Source organism: Streptomyces klenkii (genome assembly GCF_003626645.1).
GTDB lineage: Bacteria > Actinomycetota > Actinomycetes > Streptomycetales > Streptomycetaceae > Streptomyces > Streptomyces klenkii.
In genome coordinates this window covers 90590-112723 of the sequence record NZ_RBAM01000014.1, presented here as the reverse complement: position 1 = coordinate 112723, position 22134 = coordinate 90590, and the positions used below count along the sequence as shown (strand labels likewise).

Here is a 22134-nt window from a genome sequence, read left to right as displayed (position 1 = left end):
GCCGGTCCGGCGATTTCGCCGGGCCGGCCCCTCTGCGTGCTTGCGGTGCCGTACGTGCGGTGCGTGTCGTGCGTGCGGTGCCTTCGGTGCTGGTGCGGTGGTGCGAGCTCAGGCGGCCGTCACCACATTTCCCGGATCCAGCGGCCGGTGCGGCGCGATGACGCGGCCGTCCGGCAGCAGCTCACCGGTGTCCTCGAAGTGCAGGACGCCGTTGCACAGCAGGCTCCAGCCCTGCTCCGGGTGGTGCGCCACGAGGTGCGCGGCTTCCCGGTCGGTGGAGTCGGCTGAGGGGCACGTGGGCTGGTGCTGGCACATGGGAAGGTTCTTTCGCTGTGATGTGGTGGCTGTCGTGCGGCTCGATTCGGTGTTCATGCCGCCCCCCGTTGGCGAATCGGTTGGTCGATACCAGTGTTGCCCCACGGGCGAGATTCCGCAGGGATTTCCCGGCAGCGCTCCTCACTCGTTGGAGACGCGTCACCCATGCGGGCGGTTGCTCCCAACACGACTGCCCGGACGGATGGTTGTACGTGGCCGGTACGGGCTAGCCCAGGAGGATGAGCACACGTGTGCGCCCCGTGGCAGGGGCCTCGGGGCGCACGGACGACGGAGCGGGGCGGGAGCCCGGTCAGGCGGGCGTCTTCAGCAGCGGCGCGGGCGTCAGACGGAGGGTCAGGACGGGCAGCAGATCGGCGAACCGGTGGGGGCGGTGCGCGGCGATGCCGGGAGGGGCGGGAGCGAGCGGCACCAGGAGGTCGCCGGGGCCGGGCAGCCCGGAGGAGGCGTCGGCGGTGACGTCCCCGTGCAGCCAGAGGGTGAGCATGTAGAGCTCGGGCACGGACAGCAGCCGGGGCTGGTACGGGGTCGCCATCGCCTCCGCCTGCCGCAGTGCGCGCTCCGTCGAGGCGAGATAGGGGCCTTCGCAGAAGTGCGCGAACTTCCAGCCGTCCGCGGTCCGCACCGTCTCGCCCGCGGCCACCACCCGCTCCGCGCCGCGGATCAGGAACCGCCAGCCGGTGAGCCGGCTGCGCGGCGCGCCCCCGCGGCCCGTGACCTGCTCCAGCACGTGTACGGGCAGGGGGAGTTCGGGGGTCAGCGGCCCTTGCGCGGCCTTCAGCGACGGGGTGCGGGCCTCGCGCACGGCGGAGGGGGAGCCGAGGGCGCTCAGAACACTGCGCAGGGCGGGCGCAGGGGCCGGGGGGACATGCAGCGGCATGGTGGGTCGCCTCTCACTTCGGAGACACGTGGTGCTGGGCAGGGTGCGGACGACGCTGTCGGCGTGCGGGGTCAGAGGGGGGCCGGGACCTTACCGGCAGCCGGGGCCGGGCGCCTACTCTCCGCCTCGTCCCCGAAGTTTATACGACACGTGTTCACATGGTGTTTCGGCTAGCTGTCGCCAGTATTTCCGGCAAGGGGATATCAGGGCCCCGTCAGGGGGTGATTTCGGTGATTCTGTGCCATGGCCGGGCACGCCACCTCGTATTCTTCCCCGGGCAGGGTAGGCCGAATCTCGTCGGTGTTTATCACCAGCGTCGTCACCGGTGCTATAGGGATTGCCCGGGCGACCCTTCATGCCCACGGAATGTGCCACCGGATGCGTTGCCGAGAGCCTAGCGGGTATGCGGTCCCGGCGGGGCGTTATCGATCACATTGGCTGGGCATCATCGACCGTGACGCGAGCCGCCGGCGCCGCGGCGACCCATGTGAGGAGGGACCCTGCAATGGGGGACAAGGTCGTGGCCGGGGGCATCGGCCTCGCCGACCGGCAGCGCCACCGGGCAAAGCTCCGGCAGTGCCTGGAAGCACTGGCGAGACTGCTGGAAGAGAAGCGTTTCGACCGTCCCAGGAATCTCATGGGCCTGGAGATCGAGCTGAATCTCGCGGGGGCCGACGGGATGCCGAGCATGGTGAACGCCGAAGTGCTGGAGCGTATCGCCAGCGGTGATTTCCAGACTGAACTCGGCCGGTTCAACCTGGAAGTGAATATTGTTCCGCACCGGCTCTCCGGAAGCGTCCTCGACCAGCTTGCCGAGGAGTTGCGCACCACCCTCCACTATGCCGACCGCAAAGCCATGGAAGTCGATTCCGGGGTCGTGATGATCGGTATTCTGCCGACCCTGGAGGACCGTCATCTGGTCTCGGCGAACCTCTCCGCCGACGAGCGCTACGCGATGCTGAACGCGCAGGTCGTGGCCGCCCGGGGCGAGCACTTCACGATCGACATCGAGGGCGTCGAACGGCTGACCTGCACCGCCGAGTCGATCGCCCCCGAAGCCGCCTGCACGTCGGTGCAGTTGCATTTGCAGGTGACGCCGGGGCGGTTCGCCGCCGTGTGGAACGCCGCGCAGGCCGTCGCGGCCGCGCAGATCGCCGTGGGCGCCAATTCGCCCTTCCTCTTCGGCCGGGAGCTGTGGCGCGAGTCCCGCCCGCCGCTGTTCGTGCAGTCCACCGACACCCGCCAGCCCGAGCTCACGGCCCAGGGGGTGCGGCCGCGCACGTGGTTCGGCGAGCGCTGGATCGATTCCGCGTACGAGCTGTTCGAGGAGAACCTGCGCTTCTTCCCGCCGGTGCTGCCCATCTCCGACGACGAGGACCCGGTGCGCGTGCTCGACGAGGGCGGCGTGCCGATGCTGCACGAGCTGACCCTGCACAACGGGACGATCTACCGCTGGAACCGGCCCGTCTACGGGGTCGCCGACGGCGTGCCCCACTTACGGGTGGAGAACCGCGTGCTGCCCGCGGGCCCCACCGTCACCGATGTCATCGCCAACACCGCCTTCTACTACGGGCTGGTCAGGGCGCTCGCCGAGGAGCCGCGGCCGGTGTGGAGCAGGATGCCGTTCGCCGTCGCCGCCGAGAACTTCGACGCGGCCTGCCGGCACGGCATCGACGCCTGGCTGCGCTGGCCCAAGCCGGGCGGGCGCGCCGGCGCCCTGGAGCGGATGCCCGCCGTCCGGCTCGTCCAGGAGGAGCTGCTGCCGCTCGCCGCGGCCGGGCTGGACGCCTGGGGCGTGGAGCCCGCCGACCGGGACCGCTACCTCGGCGTCGTCGAGGGCCGCTGCCGCAGCCGTACCAACGGCGCCACGTGGCAGGCCGCCGCGTACCACCGGGCCCTGGAGCGCGGCCTGGACCGGCACAAGGCGCTGGCCGCCACCACCAGGCGCTACTGCGAGCTGATGCGGACGGGGGCGCCGGTGCACACGTGGCCGGCGGGTCTTGGGGACTGAGCCCATCGCCCGGTGACGGTCCGCCGGCGGACACGTCCCCCTCACCCGTACCCCCTGCCCCACGCACACCGGCGCGTCGGGCAAGCTGTGACGGCGGCCGCCGCCTCGGGCGGCCCGGCACGGCGCCTCTCCGCTGGTGGGGCGGGAGGAAGGGGAGGCACGGGTGGGGCAGAACGCACAGGGTGAGGACGGCATCGTGCCGGGCACCAGGCCCGGCCCGCCGCCCGGCCCGCCGCCCGGCGCGGCCGTCGTCGGGCGGCGCACGCTGCGCAGCGAGACGCTGCTCGTCCTGGCGCTGTCCCTGGGGGCCAGCGCGGTCTCGTCGCTGATCAGCTTCACCGGCGCGCTCACCAGGCCGGGCGGGCTCAAGGACCAGGCCGCCAACCTCAACGCCTCGCACGCCCCCGGCCGCCCCTGGCTCGACCTGTCCTGGCAGGTCTTCGGCATCGCAACCGCGCTCGTGCCGGTCCTCCTGGTGGCGCACCTGCTGCTGCGCGAGGGCGCGCCGGGCCTGCGCGCGGTCGGGCTCGACCGGGACCGCCCGGGCTTCGACCTGACGCGCGGCACCGGTCTGGCGGCGGCCATCGGCGGCACGGGCCTGCTGTTCTACCTCGGCGTACGGGCAGCGGGCTTCAACCTGACCGTGGTGCCGGAGTCGCTGCCCGACGTGTGGTGGAAGATCCCCGTCCTCGTGGCGTCCGCGGTGCAGAACGCGGTGCTGGAGGAGGTCGTGGTCGTCGGGTACCTGCTGCGCCGGCTGGGGCAGCTGGGGTGGACCCCGGCGGCGGCACTCGCGGCGAGTGCGGTGCTGCGCGGTTCGTACCACCTGTACCAAGGCGTCGGCGGGTTCCTCGGGAACATGGTGATGGGCGCGGTCTTCGTCCTGCTCTACCGGCGCTGGGGGCGGGTCGGGCCGCTGGTGGCCGCGCACGCGCTGATCGACACCGTGGCGTTCGTGGGGTACGCGCTGCTCGCGGGCAAGGTGGGCTGGCTGCCGACGGCCTGACGGCACGTCCGCGCCGTCGGGCCGCCGGCCACGGCCTACGCCAGGAGCTCGCCGTCGATGACCGTCACGGCGGAGCCGGTCAGCAGCGTGCGGTCGGCGCGCAGCCCGGTCCGCACCAGCCCCGTACGGGCGGACGCCTGGAGCCCGGTCAGGTCGTCGCGGCCGAGCCGCCCGGACCAGAACGGGGCGAGCGCGGTGTGCGCGCTGCCCGTGACGGGGTCCTCGTCGATGCCGACGTTCGGGAAGAAGCAGCGCGAGACGTAGTCGTAGCCGCGGGACGGGTCCTCGGCCGGGGCGGTGGCGATGACGCCGCGGCGGGAGAGCCGGCCGAGGGCCCGGACGTCGGGGGTCAGGGCCCGTACGGTCTTCTCGTCGGCCAGCTCGACCAGCAGGTCGCCGATGTGCGGGCCGGTGTCCTGGACGCTGCGCACTTCGGTGCCCAGCGCTTCGGCCGCGCCGTCGGGGAGAGCGGCGGGGGTGAGCGGTGCGGTGGGGAAGTCCAGGGTGATCGACCCGTCCTCGTGCGCCGTCGCGGAGAGGATGCCGCAGCGCGCGGCGAAGCGGACCGTGCCGGTCGCGGTGCCCGTGGAGTGCAGGACGTGCGCCGTGGCGAGCGTGGCGTGGCCGCACATGTCGACCTCGGTCAGGGGCGTGAACCAGCGCAGCGCCCAGTCGGCGCCCTGCGGGGAGCCGGTGAGGGGGCGGGCGAAGGCCGTCTCGGAGAGGTTCACCTCGGCGGCGATCTTCTGGAGCCGGTCGTCCTCGGGGAAGGCCCCGTCGAAGAGGACGACCCCGGCCGGGTTGCCGGCGAAGGGGCGGTCGGTGAAGGCGTCGACGATTCGAATACGCATGGCCGGACGCTACGGTCCCGAAGAACCGGCAGGCCAGGGCCAATTAACAAAATGTGGCCCGCGCCAACTCCTCTTTGGCAGCCCGCCGCTTCGGGCGCCTGAAGCGCCCGGGTCACCCTTCCTGCTCGATGAGTCCCAGGACGCGGCCCCCTCCGCTCATCGATCGGCGCCGGCACCGCCCGGCACCGGCCTCCGGTGACCAGGTTCGAGGCGATGGCCGGCGTCTTAGGTACGCCGAGACCAGAAGGCGACGAACGCGATGTAAGTGATGGCGGCGGTGGCCACGAACCAGAAGTACGGATCGCCGCTTCGTCCGGATGCCAGGTCACCGATGAAGGCGTAGAGATTCCCCACCGTAAGCACCACGCCCGTGCCGGCCCAGGCTCGCCCTGATATCCGGGCGAAGCGCTCGTCGGGTTCCCTCTCGGTGAGGCCCTGATAGGTCTCGCTCCGGCGTCCCAGCAGCACTAAGGCAAGACTGCAGACCGCCAGGATCCCGAACGTCACCAGGCCGAGAGCGAGACGCCCGCCGAAAGCCGAGGCCACGAGGCAGGCGCCTCCGAGGGCGAGGAAGAAGCCGGGGACGGACCGCCTGGCTGTGTTACTGGTCATCTGCTGGGCTCTCATCGGCGTGGAACATCTCCTCAACGCTGACCTCGAAGAACTTGGCCATGGACAGGGCGAGCGGCAGGGAAGGCGTGTACCGCTCGGTCTCGATGGCATTGATCGTTTGTCTTGAGACCCCGAGGGCTGTGCCCAGCTGGCCCTGGGAGAGCCCTCGCGACGACCGCAGTTTCCTGACGCTGTTTCGCACGTGTAAAGCCTACTTGTCACCTCTCGACGGCTGTCAAGCTCGCTTTACAGCCGGAGCTGGATGGTGAACCCTCATCGCGGGGTGCTCCAGCACGGCGAGTGCCCGGCAGGGCGTCAGGCGAGGGCTGCGGCGGCAGGCTGCTCGGCGGTGGGCAGGCGACGCGAGCGACGGGCGAGGATGATCATGACTGCGGGGAAGAGCAGGTCGCAGACCAGGACTCCACCGGTGTTGCCCGGAGCGTGGTCGCCGTTGGCGAACCACTGGTAGACGTGGCCGATCGCCGCGCCCCAGAGGAACATGCCGGCGCCCAGGCCGACGGTGATGCGCTCGCGGGCCGTGGCCGAGGGCGAGGCGGCGCGGAAGCCCATGACGGCGAGCCCGAGGTTGGCGAAAGCGATCTCGAACTCGAACGGGGTCCGGTTGAAGCCGATCGCGGTGGCCATCACGTCCGGGACGGTGACGAACGCGACCGTCAGCCACAGGCTCCCGCAGCCGAGCGCGGCGACGGCTTGGTCGGCGTCACCGACGCCGGCCGCAAGGCCTTCCACGGCAACGGGAAACCGCTCTACGGCGAGCTGCGCAACACCCTGCTCGAAGCCGGCTTCCCGTACGAGCGGTATCTGCGCGACACCGCCCTGCCGGCGCAGCTCCTTGAGCGGTCCTGAATCCGCATTCCGGATCCGGCCGATCGTCGCGAAGGCCGCTAAGCCTTCGACGGAATCAGACGAGGGCGAGCTTGCCCTGGAGGTGACCGCCGTCGAGTAACCGGTGCGCTTCGGCGGCGCGTTCGAACGGGAACGTCTCCTGGACATGGACTCGGAGCCTGCCCTGTTCGACGAGTGCGACGAGGCCTCGTAGGGCGACCGGATCGGGGCCGACCGCGATGCCGCTGAAGCGCATGCCGGCCGCTTCGAACGGGGCAACCAGCTCCGCATCCTCCTCGGCGGCCGCTGTCACCAGGTGGCCGCCTGGGCGGAGCACGTCGAGGGACCGTTCGGCGGTGTTGCCGCCGATCGTGTCGAGCGCGACGTCGATGTCGCGGACCGCCTCGGTGAAGTCGACGGCCGAGTAGTCGATTACCTCGTCGGCGCCGAACCCCTCGACGAACCCCCGCTTGCTCCCGCCGGCGGTCGCGATCACGTGCGCGCCGAGCGCCTTCGCGATCTGGATGGCGACCTGGCCGACCCCGCCACCACCGCCGTGGAGCAGACGCGGTCGCCCTCGCTCACGCGGCCGAGGCCGACGAGGCCCTGCCACGCCGTCAGACCGGCGACCGGCACGGACACCTCGTCGCCGGGCCTGAACCGCCATGTCTGCGGCGCCTGCCCCGCGTCGAGTGCGAGCGCGCCCCGCTCGGGGCGACGCTGATCGGACCGATCCGCACGCTGACCGAGTGGGCGAGGGCGAACGGCGACGCGGTGCTGGACGTGCTCGACGCGTTCGACGCCGACCCCGAGCCGGTCGCCTATGAGTGAGGCGGAACACCGTTGTCCTGCGCCGGCGAACCTTGACCGCTTGCCACTGAAGGTTGACCGCCGTTCACGTCCCCGGCTTCACCAGCAATGCCTGACCGGCGCCGCGCCGCAGGGGCTAGGGCGTTTCATTCGGATCACCGGTTTCTCGATCCCGGTGCCCGTCCGACTGGCATGCGGGACGGGTGGACGGTCGCCCTCGTGCGCCCCGCAGCGGGCTGCCAGCCCTGACCGGTACGGGTGATTCGGATGGCGCGGCGTGCCGGATACACCGGAGGCATGCGCTAGCTGTGGGCTGCGTACGGTCGGCCCGTCCGTGGTCGACGCCGACAGTAAGCCCATGGAGGGGCTGATGGCCGAATATGACCTGAAGCACTGCTGCTATGTCGTTGAGCAGCTCAACGGGGAGAAGGCCCTGTTCGTCGTGGGCTCCAAGAATGACGACAAGCCGGTGGGCAGCCGCCCCTTCGCGAAGGCGTGGAAGGGATCCGCGGAAGCACTGGACTGGCTCTCACGAGCGGCGTCGTCCGGCAAGAGCATCCCTTCCATCTTCCTGGAGTCGACCGACAAGATCTACTTCATGTCCGGCAGCAGCTACGTGCGCTGCACGCTGTCGACCCTGACTGTCGACGAGGGCTACCCCAAACAGACCGCCGATGGCTGGCCCGGCACGAAGGCTCCGGGCTTCGACCGCGACATTGATGCCGCCCTGCTGTGGAACTCGGACTACGTCTACTTCTTCAAAGGCGACCAGTGCCTCCGGTACAACCTGAAGCTCAACAAAGTCGACGACGGCTTCCCTCTGAAGATCGGCCGGCACTGGGAAGGGTTCGAACCGGCCGGCTTCGGCAGCGGCATCGACGCGATCATTCGCTGGGACAAGAACCGGGTGTACGCGTTCAAGGGCGACCTCTACATCCGCTTCGACATCCCCACCGACAAGGTCGACCAGCAACCCAAGCCCGTCAAGCCCCCCAATTGGGAAACCCTCACCAGCATTCGCACACTCCGCCTCTGGGGCGGGTGCTCGGTCACGATCATCGACAAGGTCCTGCTGGAATTCGCGAAAAAAGCCTGAGCGCGTGGCAACAGCACCCCAATGGGCCCGCGATCAAGAGGCGACGGTAGTCGTGGGCAGGGACGGTGCTGCCCTGGTCACCACTTCCGGCTGCACTCGCGTTCGCCGCACGTGACACCGACGATCCCGCCTCGCCCCTCGATGAGCGTCGGGCATCGGGGGCGGAGAGGTTGGGGTGGCCCGCGGGGTTGAGGAGCGGTTGGCCCTCGTGGTGCGCCGTTGCGCGGGGGGCCGGCCGGGCCTTCGGGCTGCTGTACCGAAGGGGTCCTTAACGCGTTGACCTGCGCGGTCGATCTTCAGTGGCAAGCGGCCAAGGTTCGCTGACACAGGGCGAGCGTCGGCTGCGGGAGGGCATTGTCAGGCGATCGGTTCCGATATATCGTTGAAGTGTCGCGACAGATCAGCGACAGTGTTGATCGGCGACAGTGATCAACGATTGGAGGAACGTCATGCGACGTTCACGTGGATACGAGCACCATGGACCCGGCCCGCGCGGTGCGGGTGACTTCGACGGGCGGCGGGCCGCCTTCGGGGGTTTCGGGCCCGGTTTCGGGGGGCCGCCGTTCGGTGGCGGGCCCTGGGGGCGTGGCCGGGGAGGGCACGGCGGTGGCCGGGCCAGGAGGGGCGACGTGCGCGCCTCGATCCTGTCCCTGCTGAAGGACCGGCCCATGCACGGCTACGAGATGATCCGGGAGATCGCCGAGCGCAGTGGCGGTGCCTGGAAGCCCAGCCCGGGGTCGGTCTACCCGACCTTGCAGATGCTGGAGGACGAGGGTCTGATCGAGAGCGCGAGCGAGGGCGGCAAGAAGCTGTTCAGCCTCACCGCGGAGGGCCGCACCGAGGCCGAGGCCGGCCCCGACGCCCCCTGGGAGGACGTCGGCCGCGGCGTCGACTGGGAGGCGGCGCAGGAGATACGGCAGGCCGGCTTCGGGCTGCTGGAGGCCTTCGGGCAGGTGTGGAAGACCGGCACCCCCGAGCAGCGCCAGAAGGCCCTCGACGTCATCAACGAATCGCGCAAGAAGCTCTACCTCATCCTCGCCGACGAGGGATGAGCCGATTGTGCGGCCGCGAAGGGGTGTTCCCGCGTTCTGTCCGGGAACACCCCTGAGAACGACGGCGCGCCCGTCCTCCTCAAGGAGGAGGAATCCGCGGCGCGCACCCAACCGCCGTGGGATGCGTGAATGCTTCCCTACGGGGATGACCCGGCGGTTCGTGACTGATGGGGTGGGAGGGTGCAGAGCCGCATAGGAGACAAGGGGGCGACGGGCGTCGTCCGGGAAGGCCTGTTCAGCCCCGAGCTGGCGGCCGCGGTCACGGGCGCCCGCAGGCGCGCCGTTCGGGACGGGGACGGGCAGGTCGACACCGCCCACCTGCTCCACACCCTGATGGAGGCGGACCCCGCCGTGTGCCGGGCCGTGAACGGCCGGGGCAAGGACCGGTCCGTACGGCTGCTCGGCTATCTCGTCCAGCGCACCATCGGCTACGGGTTGCGCTGGAGAGGCACCGTCGAGGACTCCGGCTCGCTGCCCGTCCTCCTCGGCTGCCGGGCGCCCCGCTGGTCGCCCGCGGCGGCCACCGCCATGGAGGGTGCGTACGCCCGGGCCTGCGCGCGGGGCGGCGACCGTGCGGAAGGGGTGGACCTCCTGGCGGCGCTCGCCCAGGACCACCGCTGCCGCGCGGCCGAGGTCATGCGCCGCGCGGGCGTGGACACGGCGGCGCTCGCGGCCGATCTCGACCTGATGGGCCATGAGGTGCCGTGACGTCGTCGTCATGTGTCGCCGGCGCCTGGGATCCGGTGATCGGTACGTCATGACCATTGAGGGGTGACGGTCATGTCATCGGCTGGCATGATGTGCCGATGCAAGCCTCTCAAGGGAGAAGTGCGGGCCTGGGCCTCGCCCTGGTCTCCGCCCTCGCGTTCGGTGGTTCCGGTGTCGCGGCCAAGCCGCTGATCCAGGCGGGTCTCGACCCGCTGCACGTGGTGTGGCTACGGGCGGCCGGCGCCGCCCTGGTGCTGCTGCCGGTCGCGTGGCGCCACCGCGCCCTCGTCACCCGCCGCCCCGCACTCCTCGCCGGATTCGGCCTGCTGGCCGTGGCCGGCGTCCAGGCCTGCTACTTCGCCGCGATATCCCGGATCCCGGTCGGTGTGGCGCTGCTCGTCGAATACCTCGGGCCGGCGCTCCTGCTGGGGTGGGTGCGCTTCGTCCAGCGCCGCCCGGTCAGCCGCGCCGCGGCCGTGGGCGTGGTGCTCGCCGTCGCCGGGCTCGCCTGCGTGGTGGAGGTGTGGTCGGGCATGAGCTTCGACGCGGTGGGCCTGCTGCTCGCCCTCGGCGCCGCGTGCTGCCAGGTGGGCTACTTCGTGCTGTGCGACCACGGCAGCGACGGCGAGGAGCCCGCCGACCCCTTCGGTGTGATCGCCTACGGGCTCCTCGTCGGCGCCCTCGTCCTCACTGCCGTCGCCCGTCCCTGGGGCATGGACTGGTCCGTGCTCGCCGGGAGCGCCGGAATGAACGGCACGGACGTGCCGGCCGCGCTGCTCCTCGGCTGGGTCGTGCTCGTGGCCACCGTGGCCGCGTACCTCACCGGCGTGCTGGCCGTACGCAGGCTGTCGCCGCAGGTCGCGGGCGTGGTCGCCTGCCTGGAGGCGGTGGTCGCGACCGTGCTGGCCTGGGTGCTGCTCGGGGAGCACCTCTCCGCGCCCCAGACCCTCGGCGGCGCCGTGGTGCTGGCGGGCGCCTTCATCGCCCAGTCCTCCACGCCCAGGAAGCCCGCGGCGGCGCCGGTGGCCCAGGGCGGCGGCGCGGCGGCCGACGCTCAGGAGGACGTGCCCGCCGAGCCGAGCCGGGCCCGGCCCTGACGGGCCTGCCCTGACCGCCCCGGCGCCGAACTGCCCCGGCGCCGGACCGCTCAGGCCGGCCGCTCGCGCCGGACCGCTCAGAGAGCAGCGACGTAAGCCGGGAGCGGAGTGCCCGGGGCGAGGTCCTTGTCGGGTATGGGCGTGCCGTACGCGGGGGCCACGGGCACGACGCCGCTCCAGTGGGGGAGGGCGAGGTCTTCGGGCTCGTCGTTCACGCCGCCGGTGCGCACCTTGGCGGACACCTCGGCGAGGTCGAGGCGGAGCACGGCCGTCGCGGCGAGCTCCTTGGCCGAGGCCGGGCGGCAGTCCGCCGCCCGGCCCGGCGTGGCCTGCTCGACCAGGGCGTCGAGGGCCGCGCGCTTCTCGGCCTCCTCGGTCACCTGGTGGGCGGAGCCGTGCACCACGACCGACCGGTAGTTGAGGGAGTGGTGGAAGGCGGAGCGCGCGAGGACGAGGCCGTCGACGTGGGTGACGGTCAGGCAGACGGGCATGCCCGCGTCCCCCGCCCGGCCCGCGGTGCGCAGCGGGCGCGAGCCCGTCGAGCCGTGGACGTAGAGCCGGTCGCCGACGCGTCCGTAGAGCGTGGGCAGGACGACCGGCGCCCCGTCGCGCACGAAGCCGAGGTGGCAGACGTAGCCCGCGTCGAGGATCGCGTGCACGACCTCGCGGTCGTACGAGGCGCGCTCGCGGGCGCGGGTCGGCGTGGTCCGCTCGGTCTGCTCGTACGCGGCGGACTGCTCGTGCGGGACAGGCTGCTCGTGCGGGACGGGCGGCGCAGCAGCAGTCATTGCGAACTCCATTGCACTAGTGCATAATCTTCTTTGTGCTAGGAGAGTATCGGATCGAGGGTCGCCGCGCAGCTGAGATCTCCGCGAGCGTGGAAAGTGCCGTGGGCGCCGGCAGGCTGGCTCCCGGCGAACTGCTGCCGCCCATGCGGGAGTTGGCGGTCGAGTTGGGCGTCAATCCCAATACGGTCGCCGCCGCCTACCGCACGCTGCGCGAGCGCGGGGTGATCGAGACGGCCGGCCGCCGGGGGAGCCGTGTGCGCCACCGCCCGGCCAGCACGGCCCGCGAGCTCATCCACGTCGAGGTCCCCGACGGCGTGCGGGACGTCTCGGCGGGCAATCCCGACACCGCCCTGCTGCCCCCGCTCGGCGCTGCGCTCGCCGCCGCCGCGGCCCGCGCCGCGGAGGCCCCCGCGCTCTACGGAGCGCCCGCCGTCGACACGGAGCTGGAGCGGTTCGCCCGGGCCGCCTTCACCGCGGACGGGGTGCCCGGCGGGCCGCTCGCCGTCACCTCCGGCGCCCTCGACGCCATCGAGCGCGTCCTCGCCGTGCACCTGCGGCCGGGCGACTCCGTCGCGGTCGAGGACCCGGGCTGGGGCGCTGTCCTCGACCTCGTCCCGGCCCTCGGGCTGCGGGCCGTCCCCGTGCCCGTCGACGACGACGGCCCGCTGCCCGAGGCCGCGGACCGCGTGCTGCGGCAGGGCGCCCGGGCCATGATCGTCACCGCGCGGGCGCAGAACCCCACGGGGGCGGTGGTGAGCGCGGCCCGGGCGCGCGAGCTGCGCACCGTGCTCTCCGGCCACCCCGGGGCGCTGCTCGTCGAGGACGACCACGGCCACGGAATCGTCGACCTCCCCCTGCGCACCCTCACGGGCTGCACCGACCACTGGGTCGTCGTCCGCTCCGTCGCCAAGGCGTACGGCCCCGACCTGCGGCTCGCGGTGCTCGCGGGCGACGCCGTCACCGTGGACCGGGTCCGCGGCCGGCAGCGCCTCGGCCCCGGCTGGGTCAGCCACATCCTGCAAGACGCCGTCGTCCATCTGTGGCGCAGCGGCGCGGTGGACGCGGCGGCGGTGGCTGCCGCGTACGGGCGGCGCCGCGACCCGCTCGTCGCGGCCCTGCGCGCGCGGGGGATCGAGGCCCACGGGCGCAGCGGGATGAACGTGTGGCTGCCCGTGCCCGACGAGACGGCGGCGGTGGCGCGGCTGCTGCACGCGGGCTGGGCGGTCGCGCCGGGGGCCCGGTTCCGGGTTTCGTCGCCTCCGGCGGTGCGGCTGACCGTCTCGGGCCTGGCCGCAGAGGAAATAGAAGAGGTCGCGGACGCCCTGGCGGCCGCGACCCGTCCCTCGGCTGCGGGGCGCTACGACTGACAGCCCCTCAACCGGCATGCCCCCCGCGGGGGAGACGCCGTCACTTCCGTCCGGCCCTGCTCTCGGCCTTGCTTCCGGCCTTGCTTCCCGTCTTGCTCTGGGTGAGGGCGGCGCCCGCCAGCACGATGACCGCGCCGACGGGGGTGTTCCAGGTGAGCTCCTCGCCCAGGAGGGCCACGCCGGCGACGGTCGCCACGACCGGTATGAGGTACGTGGTCATGGACGCCATCGTGGGCCCGACCTCGGCGACCAGTCCGTACTGCACGAGGAAGGCCAGGCCCGTGCCCAGCGCCCCGAGGGCGAAGACGGCCAGCAGCGGCACGGCGGGGAAGGAGGCCGGCACCGGCGCGAACAGCGGGGCGACCACCGCCAGCTGGACCGTGCCCAGCAGCAACTGCGCGCCGGACTTGGACAGGTTGGAGTCGCCCGAGTCGGTCAGCGTGCGCCGGACGTAGATCCAGCCGATCGCGTAGCTGGCGGAGGCGACGAGGGCCATCACCGTGCCCGCCGCGTCCTGGCCGGAGAAGCCCTGCCAGGCGCCGAGCACGGTCAGCACGCCGGCGAAGCCGATCGCCAGACCCGCGAACCGGCGCCGCGTCGGGCGGTCCTCGGAGAGGGCCACGAGCGAGAGGACCATGCCCCACAGCGGGGTCGTGGCATTGCAGATCCCGGCGAGCGTGGAGGGGATGCGCAGTTCGGCGTAGGCGAAGAGGGTGAACGGCAGGGCGTTGAGCAGGAAGGCCGCGACGGCCAGGTGGCCCCAGGTGCGGGCGGCGCGCGGCAGGCGCTCCCGCTTGACGGCCAGCGTCGCGACGAGCACCGCCGCGCCGAAGAACATGCGGCCGAAGGCGACGTACAGCGGCGGGAAACCGTCCGTGCCGAGCTTGATGAAGAGGAAGCTGCAGCCCCAGATGAGCGCGAGCGCACCGAAGCGGATCCTCCAGTCCACGGTGGGGCGGCCCTGCTGCGGCTGACGGTGCGAGGCGCCGGAGGAGGGGAGCGGGCGGACCGGGAGGCCCGGCGGGACGGAGGAGCTGGAGGTTGCCGTGGTGCGCATGGTCGTAAGAATGACCGCCCCGTACGCCTTAGTACAAGTAAATTTAAGTGGGGTTTATCGCGTAGAGTTGCTTATATGTTGAACCTGGAGCGCCTGCGTACCCTCAACGCCGTCGCCCGCCACGGCTCCGTCAGTGCCGCGGCGGACGGGCTGCACGTGACGACGTCCGCCGTCTCGCAGCAGCTCGCCAAGCTGGAGCGGGAGACCGGGCAGCAGCTCCTCGCCAAACAGGGGCGCGGCGTGCGGCTCACCGACGCCGGCCGGCTGCTCGCCGACCACGCCTCGCGGATCCTCTCGCAGGTCGAGCTGGCCCAGGCCGACCTGGAGGCGCAGCGCGGGCAGGCCGTCGGCGAGCTGCTCCTCGGCGCGTTCCCCACGGCCGCCCGCGGCCTCTTCCCGGCCGCCCTCGCCGAGCTGCGCGCGGCCCACCCCCAGCTGCGGGCCCGGCTGGAGGAGATGGAGCCGGACGAGGCCGTGCCCCGGGTCGTCCGCGGCGACATAGACGTGGCCGTCGTCCTCGACTGGTACAACAAGCCGCTGCCGATGCCGGACGGCCTGGCCAAGGCCCCGATCCTCGACGACATCGCCGACGTGGCCATGCCGGCGGACCATCCGCTGGCCGGCCGCGAGGGGGTCGACCTGGAAGAGTTCGCCGACGACGACTGGGTCTCCTGGCCCCGGGGCGAGTTCTGTCACGACTGGCTGATGCTCACCCTGCGCGGCAAGGGCATCGAGCCCCGCATCTCCCACATGGCCGAGGAGCACCACACCCAGCTCGCCCTGATCGCCGCCGGGCTCGGCGTCGCCGTCGCGCCGCGGCTGGGCCGCGGGCCGGTGCCGGAAGGGGTGCGCGTCGTGCCCGTACGGCACACCGTGCGCCGCCACGTCTACGCGATCTGGCGCGCGGATGCGGACCGGCGCCCCTCCATCCGCGCCGCGGTCGAGGCGCTGCGAACGGCCGGCGAAAAGGTGGCCGGCTGACCGCGGCCCCGCCCCCAATCGCCCCCCCCCGCAACCCCTCACCCCGGCGGGCGGCCGCCCCCCAGCTTGTGGAAGTCCCAGGTCGCGATCGCGTCCGGTGCCAGGCGGAGCCAGGCGTGGCGGCCGTCATGGGGCATTGCGGGAAGGCCGCCGAAGTACTTGGCGGTGAAGAGCGCCTCCGGCGCGGTGAGTTCCGGGCAGGGGGCGCCCGTGCGCGGGGACTCGCCGACGAAGGCGGCCGTGCCGGACAGTTCCGCGCCCCGCAGCTCCCCGTACTCGCGTCCGTCGTCCACCAGTACCGCGATGCGCGCGTCGTGCCGCAGCTCCGCCCAGCGGCGGCTGCGCACGATCGAGTACAGCCACACCGCCGACCCGTCCCAGACGAACCACAACGCGCTGAGGTGCGGCCGCCCGTCGCGCCCCACGGTCGCCACCCGGCAGGTGCGCTGCCCGGCGAGGAACGCGTCCAGCTCCCCCTCCGTCATCATGATCCGGCGGCCCCGCCGCTGGCCGGTGACCATGCCCGCGCCCTCCCCGCACCCCGCTATCTGACTGAGTGTCAGAAAGTGTGGGCCCCTTCCCCCGCCGGCGCAAGGCCCGCTACCCTCACGCGGCCCGGCCGCACCCCCAGCAGGGAGGACCGCCATGCCGCCGCCCGACCCGGCAGCCCCGCCCGCCGAGCGCCCCGACCCCGCGACGACCGTGCTGCTCACCGTCGAGTGCCAGCACGGGGTCGTCGGCCCCGACAGCGCCCTGCCCGAGCTCGCCGCCGCCGCACGCGCCTCCGGCGCCCTCATGAACATCGCCCGCCTGGTCGCGGGCGCGCACGACGCGGGCGTCCAGGTCGTGCACGCCGTCGCCGAGCGCCGCCCCGACGGCCGCGGCGCCGGCCGCAACGCCCGGCTCTTCCGCGCCGCCGAGCGGCTGCCCGTGCAGCAGCTGGCCGGCACCCGCGCGGTGCGCGTCGCCGACCCGATCCCGGTCGGCGACGGCGACCTCGTCGTCCGGCGGCTGCACGGGCTCTCGCCCCTGGCGGGCACCGGCCTGGACCCCCTGCTGCGCAACCTCGGCTGCCGCACCCTCGTCGTCACCGGCGTCTCGGCCAACGTGGCCGTCCCCAACACCGTCTTCGACGCGGTCAACCTCGGCTACACGGCCGTCGTCCCCGCCGACGCCATCGCCGGCGTGCCCGCGGATTACACCGCGGCCGTGGTCCGCCACACCCTGGCGCTCGTCGCCACCGTCACCACGGCCGAAGCCGTCCTGCGCGGCTGGCGGAGCGGGAGCGGAGGCGGGCCACGGCGCGGCTGACGCCCGGCATCACCCCAGGTGCAGGGACCCGTCGTGCACCGAGACCTGCTGCTCGGGGAGCCCCTTCTTCGCCGGGCCGCCCTTCACGCTCCCGTCCGCGACGGCGAATTTACTGCCGTGGCACGGGCAGTTGATGGTGCCGCCGGAGACCTCCCTGACGAGGCATCCCTGGTGGGTGCAGACCGCGGAGAAGGCCTTGAACTCGCCCTTCGCCGGCTGGGTCACCACGACCTTCCGGTCGGGGAAGACCTTGCCGCCGCCCTCCGGGATGTCCGCGGCCTTGGCGATCTCCCCGCCCTTGCCCGCGTCCGCGCCCCCGGTCCTGCTCCCGTCGTCGTCCCCGTTCTTGCTCTTGTCGTCCTTCGCCTCGCCGCTCCCGCCGTCGTCCCCTCCGCCGCACGCGGCGAGCAGGGTGACGAGACCGGCGGTCCCGGCGGCCGCGACGACGCTGCGGCGGGTCGAGCCGCGCGGGGCCCGGGATGCGGTGGATACGGCAGGCGCAGTAGATGCGTCGGATACGGCGGATGCAGCAGACGCGCAGGACGCGGCCCGTGACACGTGGTTCATGTGCGCTCCTCTGGTCGTGCAGATACAGGTCGGATCGTGCCGGTTCAGAGAGACGTACGGGGCCGGAGCCGCCCGCGTTCACACCACGGCGACCCGCGTTCGAAGGCGCGCCGGAGCCCCGCAGTAGCCTGGGGCAATGCTCCCCGAAGTCACAGCCGTCCGATACGTCACGCCGTTGCGTGAGGGCGGCTCGCTCCCCGGCATCGTCGAGGCCGACGACCTGGGCACGTACGTCATGAAGTTCACCGGTGCCGGCCAGGGCCGCAAGACGCTGGTCGCCGAGGTCATCTGCGGGCAGCTGGGCCGTGCGCTCGGCCTGCGCGTGCCGGACCTGGCCCGCATCCAGCTCGACCCGGTGATCGGCCGCTGCGAGCCGGACCAGGAGGTGCAGGGGCTGCTGAAGGCCAGCGGCGGGCTCAACCTCGCCATGGACTTCCTGCCCGGCGCCCTCGGCTTCGACCCGCTCGCCTTTGAGGTCTCCGCGGCCGAGGCCGGCCGCGTGATCTGGTTCGACGCGCTCATCAACAACGTCGACCGCTCCTGGCGCAACCCGAACCTGCTCGTGTGGCACGGCGAGCTGTGGCTCATCGACCACGGCGCCACCATGATCTGGCACCACAACTGGCCGGGCGCGGCCGCCGCCGCGGGCAGGCCCTACGACGCCTCCGACCACGTCCTCGCGACCTTCGGCCCGGACCTCGCCGCGGCCGCGGCCGAGCTCGCGCCGCGCGTCACCGAGGACCTGCTCACCGCGGTCGCCGCCGACGTGCCCGACGAGTGGCTCGCGGATGAGCCGGGCTTCGACGGCCCCGACGCGGTGCGCCGGGCCTACGTCGAGGTGCTGCTGGAGCGGGCGAAGAGCATCGGCGACCGGATCACGGTCGGCGAACGCAGCAAGGACAAGCCCTCGCAGGCGCCGGAGTGGGTGCGTGTCAGGCTCGACGGAAGGGCCGGGAAGTGACCGGGCGCCACAACGGACGCGATGTCTTCGAGTACGCACTGCTGCGGGTCGTCCCCCGCGTCGAGCGCGGTGAGCAGATCAACGCCGGGGTCGTCGTCTACTGCCAGGCGAAGGGGTACGTGGCCGCCCGCGTCCACCTCGACGAGGCGCGGCTGCTCGCCCTCGACCCGGCAGCGGACGTGGCGGGCGTACGGGCCGCGCTCGGCGCCGTCGAAGGCGTGTGCCTCGGCGGGGAGCGGGCCGGCCAGGCCGCCGGGGACGATCCGGGGCGCCGCTTCCGCTGGCTGATCGCCCCCCGCAGCACGATCGTCCAGCCCGGCCCCGTGCACGCCGGCCTGACGGCCGACCCGGCGGCCGAGCCGGAGCGGCTGCTGGACCTGCTGGTGAGGTGAGCTCCGGGGCGGCGCGGGAAGGCGTTGACAGCGGGTGGCGGGGCTTCTAGCGTCTGATCCGCCGAAGCTACTAAGCGGTTGCTCACCTGTCCGGCCGTAGGCGGACGGGCGAGCCGCCTTCGAGGTGAGGAGATCCCCGTATGCCCAAGCCCGAGCAGCGCGTGGCCGTCGTCACGGGCGCGGCCCGCGGCATCGGCGCCGCGACCGCCGTGCGCCTCGCGCAGGAAGGCCGCGCCGTCGCCGTCCTCGACCTCGACGAGGCGGCCTGCGCGGGCACCGTCGAGCAGATCACCGCGGCGGGCGGCACGGCGCTCGCCGTCGGCTGCGACGTCACCGACGCCGCGCAGGTGGACGCCGCCGTCACCCGGATCGCCGCCGGGCTGGGCGCGCCGCTCATCCTCGTCAACAACGCGGGCGTCACCCGTGACAATCTGCTGTTCAAGATGGACGAGAGCGACTGGGACACCGTCATGAACGTGCACCTGCGGGGCGCGTTCCTGATGTCGCGCGCCTGCCAGAAGCACATGGTGGACGCGGGCTTCGGCCGCATCGTCAACCTCTCCAGCAGCTCCGCCCTCGGCAACCGCGGCCAGGCCAACTACGCCGCCGCCAAGGCCGGCGTGCAGGGCTTCACGAAGTCCCTCGCCAAGGAGCTCGGCAAGTTCGGCATCACGGCCAACTCCGTCGCCCCGGGGTTCATCGCCACCGACATGACGGCCGCCACCGCGGAGCGCCTCGGCATGGGCTTCGAGGACTTCAAGGCGGCCGCGGCGACCCAGATCCCGGTGCAGCGCGTGGGCGAGCCCGAGGACATCGCCAACGCCGTCGCCTTCTTCACCGGCGAGCAGGCGGGCTTCGTCTCGGGCCAGGTCCTGTACGTGGCCGGCGGACCGCTCAACTGACAGGAAGCACGGAGATGACTGCACAGCAGCAGGAGCAGGCCGGTCAGCAGGACACCGGCAAGGTCGCCCTCGTCACCGGCGCCAGCCGCGGCATCGGCTACGGCATCGCGCGGGCGCTGGTCGACCGCGGCGACCGCGTCGTGATCACCGGGCGCAACGAGGACACCCTCAAGGACGCCGTCGCGTCGCTCGGCGCGGGCCGGGCGATCGGCATCGCGGGCAAGGCCCACGACGAGGCCCACCAGGCCGCCGCCGTCGAGCACGCGATGGAGGAGTTCGGCCGGATCGACTACCTGGTCAACAACGCCGGGACGAACCCCGTCTTCGGCCCCATGGCCGAGCTCGACCTGGGCGTCGCCCGCAAGGTCTTCGAGACCAACGTGATCTCCGCCCTCGGCTTCGCCCAGCAGACGTGGCGGGCCTGGCAGAAGGGCAACGGCGGGGCGGTGGTCAACATCGCGTCGGTCGCCGGGATCTCCGCCTCCCCGTTCGTCGGGGCGTACGGCATGAGCAAGGCGGCGATGGTCAACCTCACGCTCCAGCTCGCTCACGAGTTCGCCCCGGGGGTGCGCGTCAACTCCATCGCCCCGGCCGTCGTCAAGACCAGGTTCGCCGCCGCCCTCTACGAGGGACGCGAGGAGGAGGTCGTGGCCTCGTACCCGCTCGGCCGCCTCGGGGTCCCCGAGGACATCGGGGGAGCGGCCGCGTTCCTGCTCTCGGACGCCGCCGCGTGGATCACCGGGCAGACCCTCGTCGTGGACGGCGGGATCTTCCTCAACGCGGGCTTCTGAGCGCTCCCGGGCCCGCGCGGGCGGCCCCGGGGGCCGCAGCCGGGGCCGGGGCCGAGGGCTCGGATCGGCCGTTGTCAGTGGTCACCGGTAAGTTCTCCGACGAGAACGGAACGAACCCCGGAGGTTGTTGACGTGACCGTCACCGACGTGCTGCCCCAGTCCTGGCACGGTGTCCTCGCCGAGGAGCTGGACAAGCCCTACTTCAAGGAGCTCACCGACTTCGTGGAGGAGGAGCGCACGAAGGCACCGGTGTACCCGCCGCGCGGGGAGGTCTTCGCAGCCCTGGAGGCGACCCCGTACGAGCAGGTGAAGGTCCTCATCCTCGGCCAGGACCCGTACCACGGCGCGGGCCAGGGTCACGGCCTGTGCTTCTCGGTCCGGCCGGGCGTGAAGACCCCGCCCTCCCTGCGGAACATCTACAAGGAGATGCGCGAGGAGCTCGGCTACGACGTCCCGGACAACGGCTACCTCCAGCCGTGGGCCGAGCAGGGCGTCCTGCTGCTCAACGCCGTGCTGACGGTCCGCGGCGGGGAGCCCAACTCCCACAAGGGCAAGGGCTGGGAGAAGTTCACCGACGCCGTCATCCGCGCCGTGGCCTCCCGGCCCGACCCGGCCGTCTTCGTGCTCTGGGGCAACTACGCCCAGAAGAAGCTGCCGCTGATCGACGAGTCCCGGCACGTCGTCGTCAAGGGCGCCCACCCCTCGCCGCTGTCGGCGAAGAAGTTCTTCGGCAGCCGCCCGTTCACCCGGATCAACGAGGCCGTCGCGGCCCAGGGCCACGAGCCGATCGACTGGCGGATCCCGGACCTGGCGGACGTGCCGGCCGTCTGACCGGGTCCCGGCCGGGGCCCGCGGGCGGGCTGCGCGCCCGCCCGCCCCGGCCGCACCGCGGCGGCGCTCAGTGCCCGTACACCGAGTCGCAGATCCGTGAGGCGTCGCCGCCCTGCTGCCAGCGCCCGTGCTCCCGGCCCATGGCGCAGACGTTGTTGTTACGGGGGTTGGTACGGGCACGGGGTGCGGGCGCCGGTGCCGGCGGTGGCGCCTGCGCGGGCGGCGGGGCTTCCTGCCGGGATTCGGACGCGGGCGGGGAATCGGCGGTGTGCTGCTGCTCCGGCGGCGGGGCGGGCACCTCGCTCTGCGGCAACGGCGGGCTGAAGTCCGGCGACGCGGGCCGGTCCGGCGAGGCCCAGGAGCGGCCCGCCCTCCGGGGCGGGTGCGGGAGCCACGGGGAGCCGGCGGAGCGCGACGGCTCCGCGCCGTCGTGGGACGGCCCGGGGGGATCGCCGAAGCCGTAGGTCCCCGGCGGGCCCCCGTCGTCGCGGAGCCGGAAGCGGCCGGAGGGGGCGATCGCGCCGTCGGGCCCCGGGGCGCTCCCGGCCGGGCCGTCGCCGGCCGTGGCGGCTCCCGCGTCCTGCCCGGGGCTCTGCGGGCCGCCCGCGCCGTCCGGGCCGATGGTGATCAGGCCCTCGCGGGCCCGGCCCGGCGCGGGATCGCCCGGCCGGGCGTGGCCCGGCAGGCGGGGCGGTGCGTGGGAGGAGGGCGGCTGAGAGACGGACACGCACCCGGCGGCCGCCATCGCCACCGCCGCCATGACCGTCATTACGGGCAGTCGATGCACTCGCTCAACTCTGCTCTGCGGCCGTCCGCGTTGGGAATTCCCCGCACGGGTGATGTGCGATCAGGCGTGCGGCGCGCTCAGGCCTTCGCGGCGCCGC

Annotated in this window: 26 protein-coding genes and 2 pseudogenes; 16 read left to right on the top strand and 12 right to left on the bottom strand. The window is 72.8% G+C overall.

Features of this window, described 5'->3' with window-relative positions:
• Window positions 1-108 precede the first annotated feature (108 nt).
• Window positions 109-315: a DUF5999 family protein gene (locus tag D7231_RS28405; protein WP_030364449.1), complete on the bottom strand. Its 207-nt coding sequence runs from the start codon at window positions 313-315 to the stop codon at window positions 109-111.
• 310 nt (window positions 316-625) lie between these two features.
• Entirely contained in the window at window positions 626-1213 is a 588-nt protein-coding gene (locus D7231_RS28400) for a hypothetical protein (protein ID WP_120758419.1), read from the bottom strand.
• Between the two features lie 505 nt (window positions 1214-1718).
• Between D7231_RS28400 and D7231_RS28395 the strand changes: the two genes are divergently transcribed.
• Window positions 1719-3224, top strand: coding sequence for a glutamate-cysteine ligase family protein (locus tag D7231_RS28395; RefSeq protein ID WP_120758418.1), 1506 nt, complete (start codon window positions 1719-1721; stop codon window positions 3222-3224).
• 196 nt (window positions 3225-3420) lie between these two features.
• A complete protein-coding gene (locus D7231_RS28390) occupies window positions 3421-4230 on the top strand; it encodes a CPBP family intramembrane glutamic endopeptidase (protein WP_120758435.1) in 810 nt (269 codons plus the stop codon).
• 35 nt (window positions 4231-4265) lie between these two features.
• Here D7231_RS28390 and D7231_RS28385 read toward each other — a convergent pair whose 3' ends face one another.
• From D7231_RS28385 to D7231_RS28370, 4 genes are all read right to left on the bottom strand, one after another.
• Window positions 4266-5081, bottom strand: a complete 816-nt coding sequence (locus D7231_RS28385) for a PhzF family phenazine biosynthesis protein (protein ID WP_120758417.1) — start codon at window positions 5079-5081, stop codon at window positions 4266-4268.
• A gap of 225 nt (window positions 5082-5306) precedes the next feature.
• Window positions 5307-5708 carry a hypothetical protein gene (locus tag D7231_RS28380; RefSeq protein ID WP_120758416.1) on the bottom strand — a complete coding sequence of 134 codons (402 nt, stop codon included), beginning with the start codon at window positions 5706-5708 and terminating at the stop codon, window positions 5307-5309.
• The gene (locus D7231_RS28375) at window positions 5683-5895 is read right to left on the bottom strand and encodes a helix-turn-helix transcriptional regulator (protein ID WP_120758415.1); all 213 of its coding nucleotides are present in this window, start codon (window positions 5893-5895) and stop codon (window positions 5683-5685) included. Before D7231_RS28375 ends, D7231_RS28380 begins: the two co-directional genes overlap by 26 nt.
• A 113-nt stretch (window positions 5896-6008) precedes the next feature.
• Window positions 6009-6443, bottom strand: a complete 435-nt coding sequence (locus D7231_RS28370) for a DUF6790 family protein (RefSeq protein WP_241999960.1) — start codon at window positions 6441-6443, stop codon at window positions 6009-6011.
• Here D7231_RS28370 and D7231_RS28365 point away from each other — a divergent pair.
• Window positions 6405-6560: a hypothetical protein gene (locus D7231_RS28365; RefSeq protein WP_199739478.1), complete on the top strand. Its 156-nt coding sequence runs from the start codon at window positions 6405-6407 to the stop codon at window positions 6558-6560. The two genes, D7231_RS28370 and D7231_RS28365, sit on opposite strands and share 39 nt — an antisense overlap.
• A gap of 55 nt (window positions 6561-6615) precedes the next feature.
• Here the strand turns inward: D7231_RS28365 and D7231_RS28360 are convergent.
• Window positions 6616-7220, bottom strand: a pseudogene (locus tag D7231_RS28360) (NADP-dependent oxidoreductase); the annotation flags it as partial.
• Between D7231_RS28360 and D7231_RS37845 the strand changes: the two are divergent.
• The 5 genes and pseudogenes from D7231_RS37845 to D7231_RS28335 form a co-directional block, all read left to right on the top strand.
• Window positions 7221-7370, top strand: a pseudogene (locus tag D7231_RS37845) (winged helix-turn-helix transcriptional regulator); the annotation flags it as partial.
• A gap of 313 nt (window positions 7371-7683) precedes the next feature.
• Window positions 7684-8445 carry a hemopexin repeat-containing protein gene (locus D7231_RS28350; RefSeq protein WP_120758414.1) on the top strand — a complete coding sequence of 254 codons (762 nt, stop codon included), beginning with the start codon at window positions 7684-7686 and terminating at the stop codon, window positions 8443-8445.
• 449 nt (window positions 8446-8894) lie between these two features.
• Window positions 8895-9497, top strand: coding sequence for a PadR family transcriptional regulator (locus D7231_RS28345; RefSeq protein WP_120758413.1), 603 nt, complete (start codon window positions 8895-8897; stop codon window positions 9495-9497).
• 180 nt (window positions 9498-9677) lie between these two features.
• Window positions 9678-10205, top strand: coding sequence for a Clp protease N-terminal domain-containing protein (locus tag D7231_RS28340; protein WP_120758412.1), 528 nt, complete (start codon window positions 9678-9680; stop codon window positions 10203-10205).
• Between the two features lie 98 nt (window positions 10206-10303).
• Window positions 10304-11302, top strand: a complete 999-nt coding sequence (locus D7231_RS28335) for an EamA family transporter (protein ID WP_120758411.1) — start codon at window positions 10304-10306, stop codon at window positions 11300-11302.
• Between the two features lie 77 nt (window positions 11303-11379).
• Here the strand turns inward: D7231_RS28335 and D7231_RS28330 are convergent, their stop codons facing one another.
• Complete coding sequence (locus tag D7231_RS28330; protein ID WP_120758410.1) at window positions 11380-12090, bottom strand: pyridoxamine 5'-phosphate oxidase family protein; 711 nt, start codon at window positions 12088-12090, stop codon at window positions 11380-11382.
• A gap of 35 nt (window positions 12091-12125) precedes the next feature.
• On the opposite strand from D7231_RS28330, the gene D7231_RS28325 reads away from it, so the two are divergent.
• Window positions 12126-13457: an aminotransferase class I/II-fold pyridoxal phosphate-dependent enzyme gene (locus tag D7231_RS28325; RefSeq protein WP_120758409.1), complete on the top strand. Its 1332-nt coding sequence runs from the start codon at window positions 12126-12128 to the stop codon at window positions 13455-13457.
• Window positions 13458-13497: 40 nt separating this feature from the next.
• Here the strand turns inward: D7231_RS28325 and D7231_RS28320 are convergent, their stop codons facing one another.
• Window positions 13498-14514: a DMT family transporter gene (locus D7231_RS28320; protein WP_120758408.1), complete on the bottom strand. Its 1017-nt coding sequence runs from the start codon at window positions 14512-14514 to the stop codon at window positions 13498-13500.
• Between the two features lie 75 nt (window positions 14515-14589).
• Here D7231_RS28320 and D7231_RS28315 point away from each other — a divergent pair, with 75 nt between their 5' ends.
• Window positions 14590-15495: a LysR family transcriptional regulator gene (locus tag D7231_RS28315; RefSeq protein WP_120758407.1), complete on the top strand. Its 906-nt coding sequence runs from the start codon at window positions 14590-14592 to the stop codon at window positions 15493-15495.
• 38 nt (window positions 15496-15533) lie between these two features.
• Here D7231_RS28315 and D7231_RS28310 read toward each other — a convergent pair whose 3' ends face one another.
• Complete coding sequence (locus tag D7231_RS28310) at window positions 15534-16016, bottom strand: pyridoxamine 5'-phosphate oxidase family protein (protein ID WP_120758406.1); 483 nt, start codon at window positions 16014-16016, stop codon at window positions 15534-15536.
• 124 nt (window positions 16017-16140) lie between these two features.
• Between D7231_RS28310 and D7231_RS28305 the strand changes: the two genes are divergently transcribed.
• Entirely contained in the window at window positions 16141-16806 is a 666-nt protein-coding gene (locus D7231_RS28305) for a cysteine hydrolase family protein (RefSeq protein ID WP_120758405.1), read from the top strand.
• A gap of 9 nt (window positions 16807-16815) precedes the next feature.
• Here the strand turns inward: D7231_RS28305 and D7231_RS28300 are convergent, their stop codons facing one another.
• The gene (locus D7231_RS28300; RefSeq protein ID WP_120758404.1) at window positions 16816-17373 is read right to left on the bottom strand and encodes a Rieske (2Fe-2S) protein; all 558 of its coding nucleotides are present in this window, start codon (window positions 17371-17373) and stop codon (window positions 16816-16818) included.
• 136 nt (window positions 17374-17509) lie between these two features.
• Here D7231_RS28300 and D7231_RS28295 point away from each other — a divergent pair, with 136 nt between their 5' ends.
• The 5 genes from D7231_RS28295 to D7231_RS28275 all read left to right on the top strand — a co-directional run bounded on the left by D7231_RS28295 (window position 17510) and on the right by D7231_RS28275 (window position 21250).
• Window positions 17510-18334: a HipA family kinase gene (locus tag D7231_RS28295; protein WP_120758403.1), complete on the top strand. Its 825-nt coding sequence runs from the start codon at window positions 17510-17512 to the stop codon at window positions 18332-18334.
• Window positions 18331-18726 carry a DUF3037 domain-containing protein gene (locus D7231_RS28290; protein ID WP_120758402.1) on the top strand — a complete coding sequence of 132 codons (396 nt, stop codon included), beginning with the start codon at window positions 18331-18333 and terminating at the stop codon, window positions 18724-18726. Before D7231_RS28295 ends, D7231_RS28290 begins: the two co-directional genes overlap by 4 nt.
• A 140-nt stretch (window positions 18727-18866) precedes the next feature.
• A complete protein-coding gene (gene fabG / locus D7231_RS28285; RefSeq protein WP_120758401.1) occupies window positions 18867-19628 on the top strand; it encodes a 3-oxoacyl-ACP reductase FabG in 762 nt (253 codons plus the stop codon).
• A 14-nt stretch (window positions 19629-19642) separates the two neighbouring features.
• Complete coding sequence (locus tag D7231_RS28280) at window positions 19643-20419, top strand: SDR family oxidoreductase (RefSeq protein WP_120758400.1); 777 nt, start codon at window positions 19643-19645, stop codon at window positions 20417-20419.
• Window positions 20420-20551: 132 nt separating this feature from the next.
• A complete protein-coding gene (locus D7231_RS28275; RefSeq protein WP_120758399.1) occupies window positions 20552-21250 on the top strand; it encodes a uracil-DNA glycosylase in 699 nt (232 codons plus the stop codon).
• A gap of 67 nt (window positions 21251-21317) precedes the next feature.
• Here D7231_RS28275 and D7231_RS28270 read toward each other — a convergent pair whose 3' ends face one another.
• Complete coding sequence (locus D7231_RS28270; protein WP_120758398.1) at window positions 21318-22019, bottom strand: hypothetical protein; 702 nt, start codon at window positions 22017-22019, stop codon at window positions 21318-21320.
• Window positions 22020-22134 lie beyond the last annotated feature (115 nt).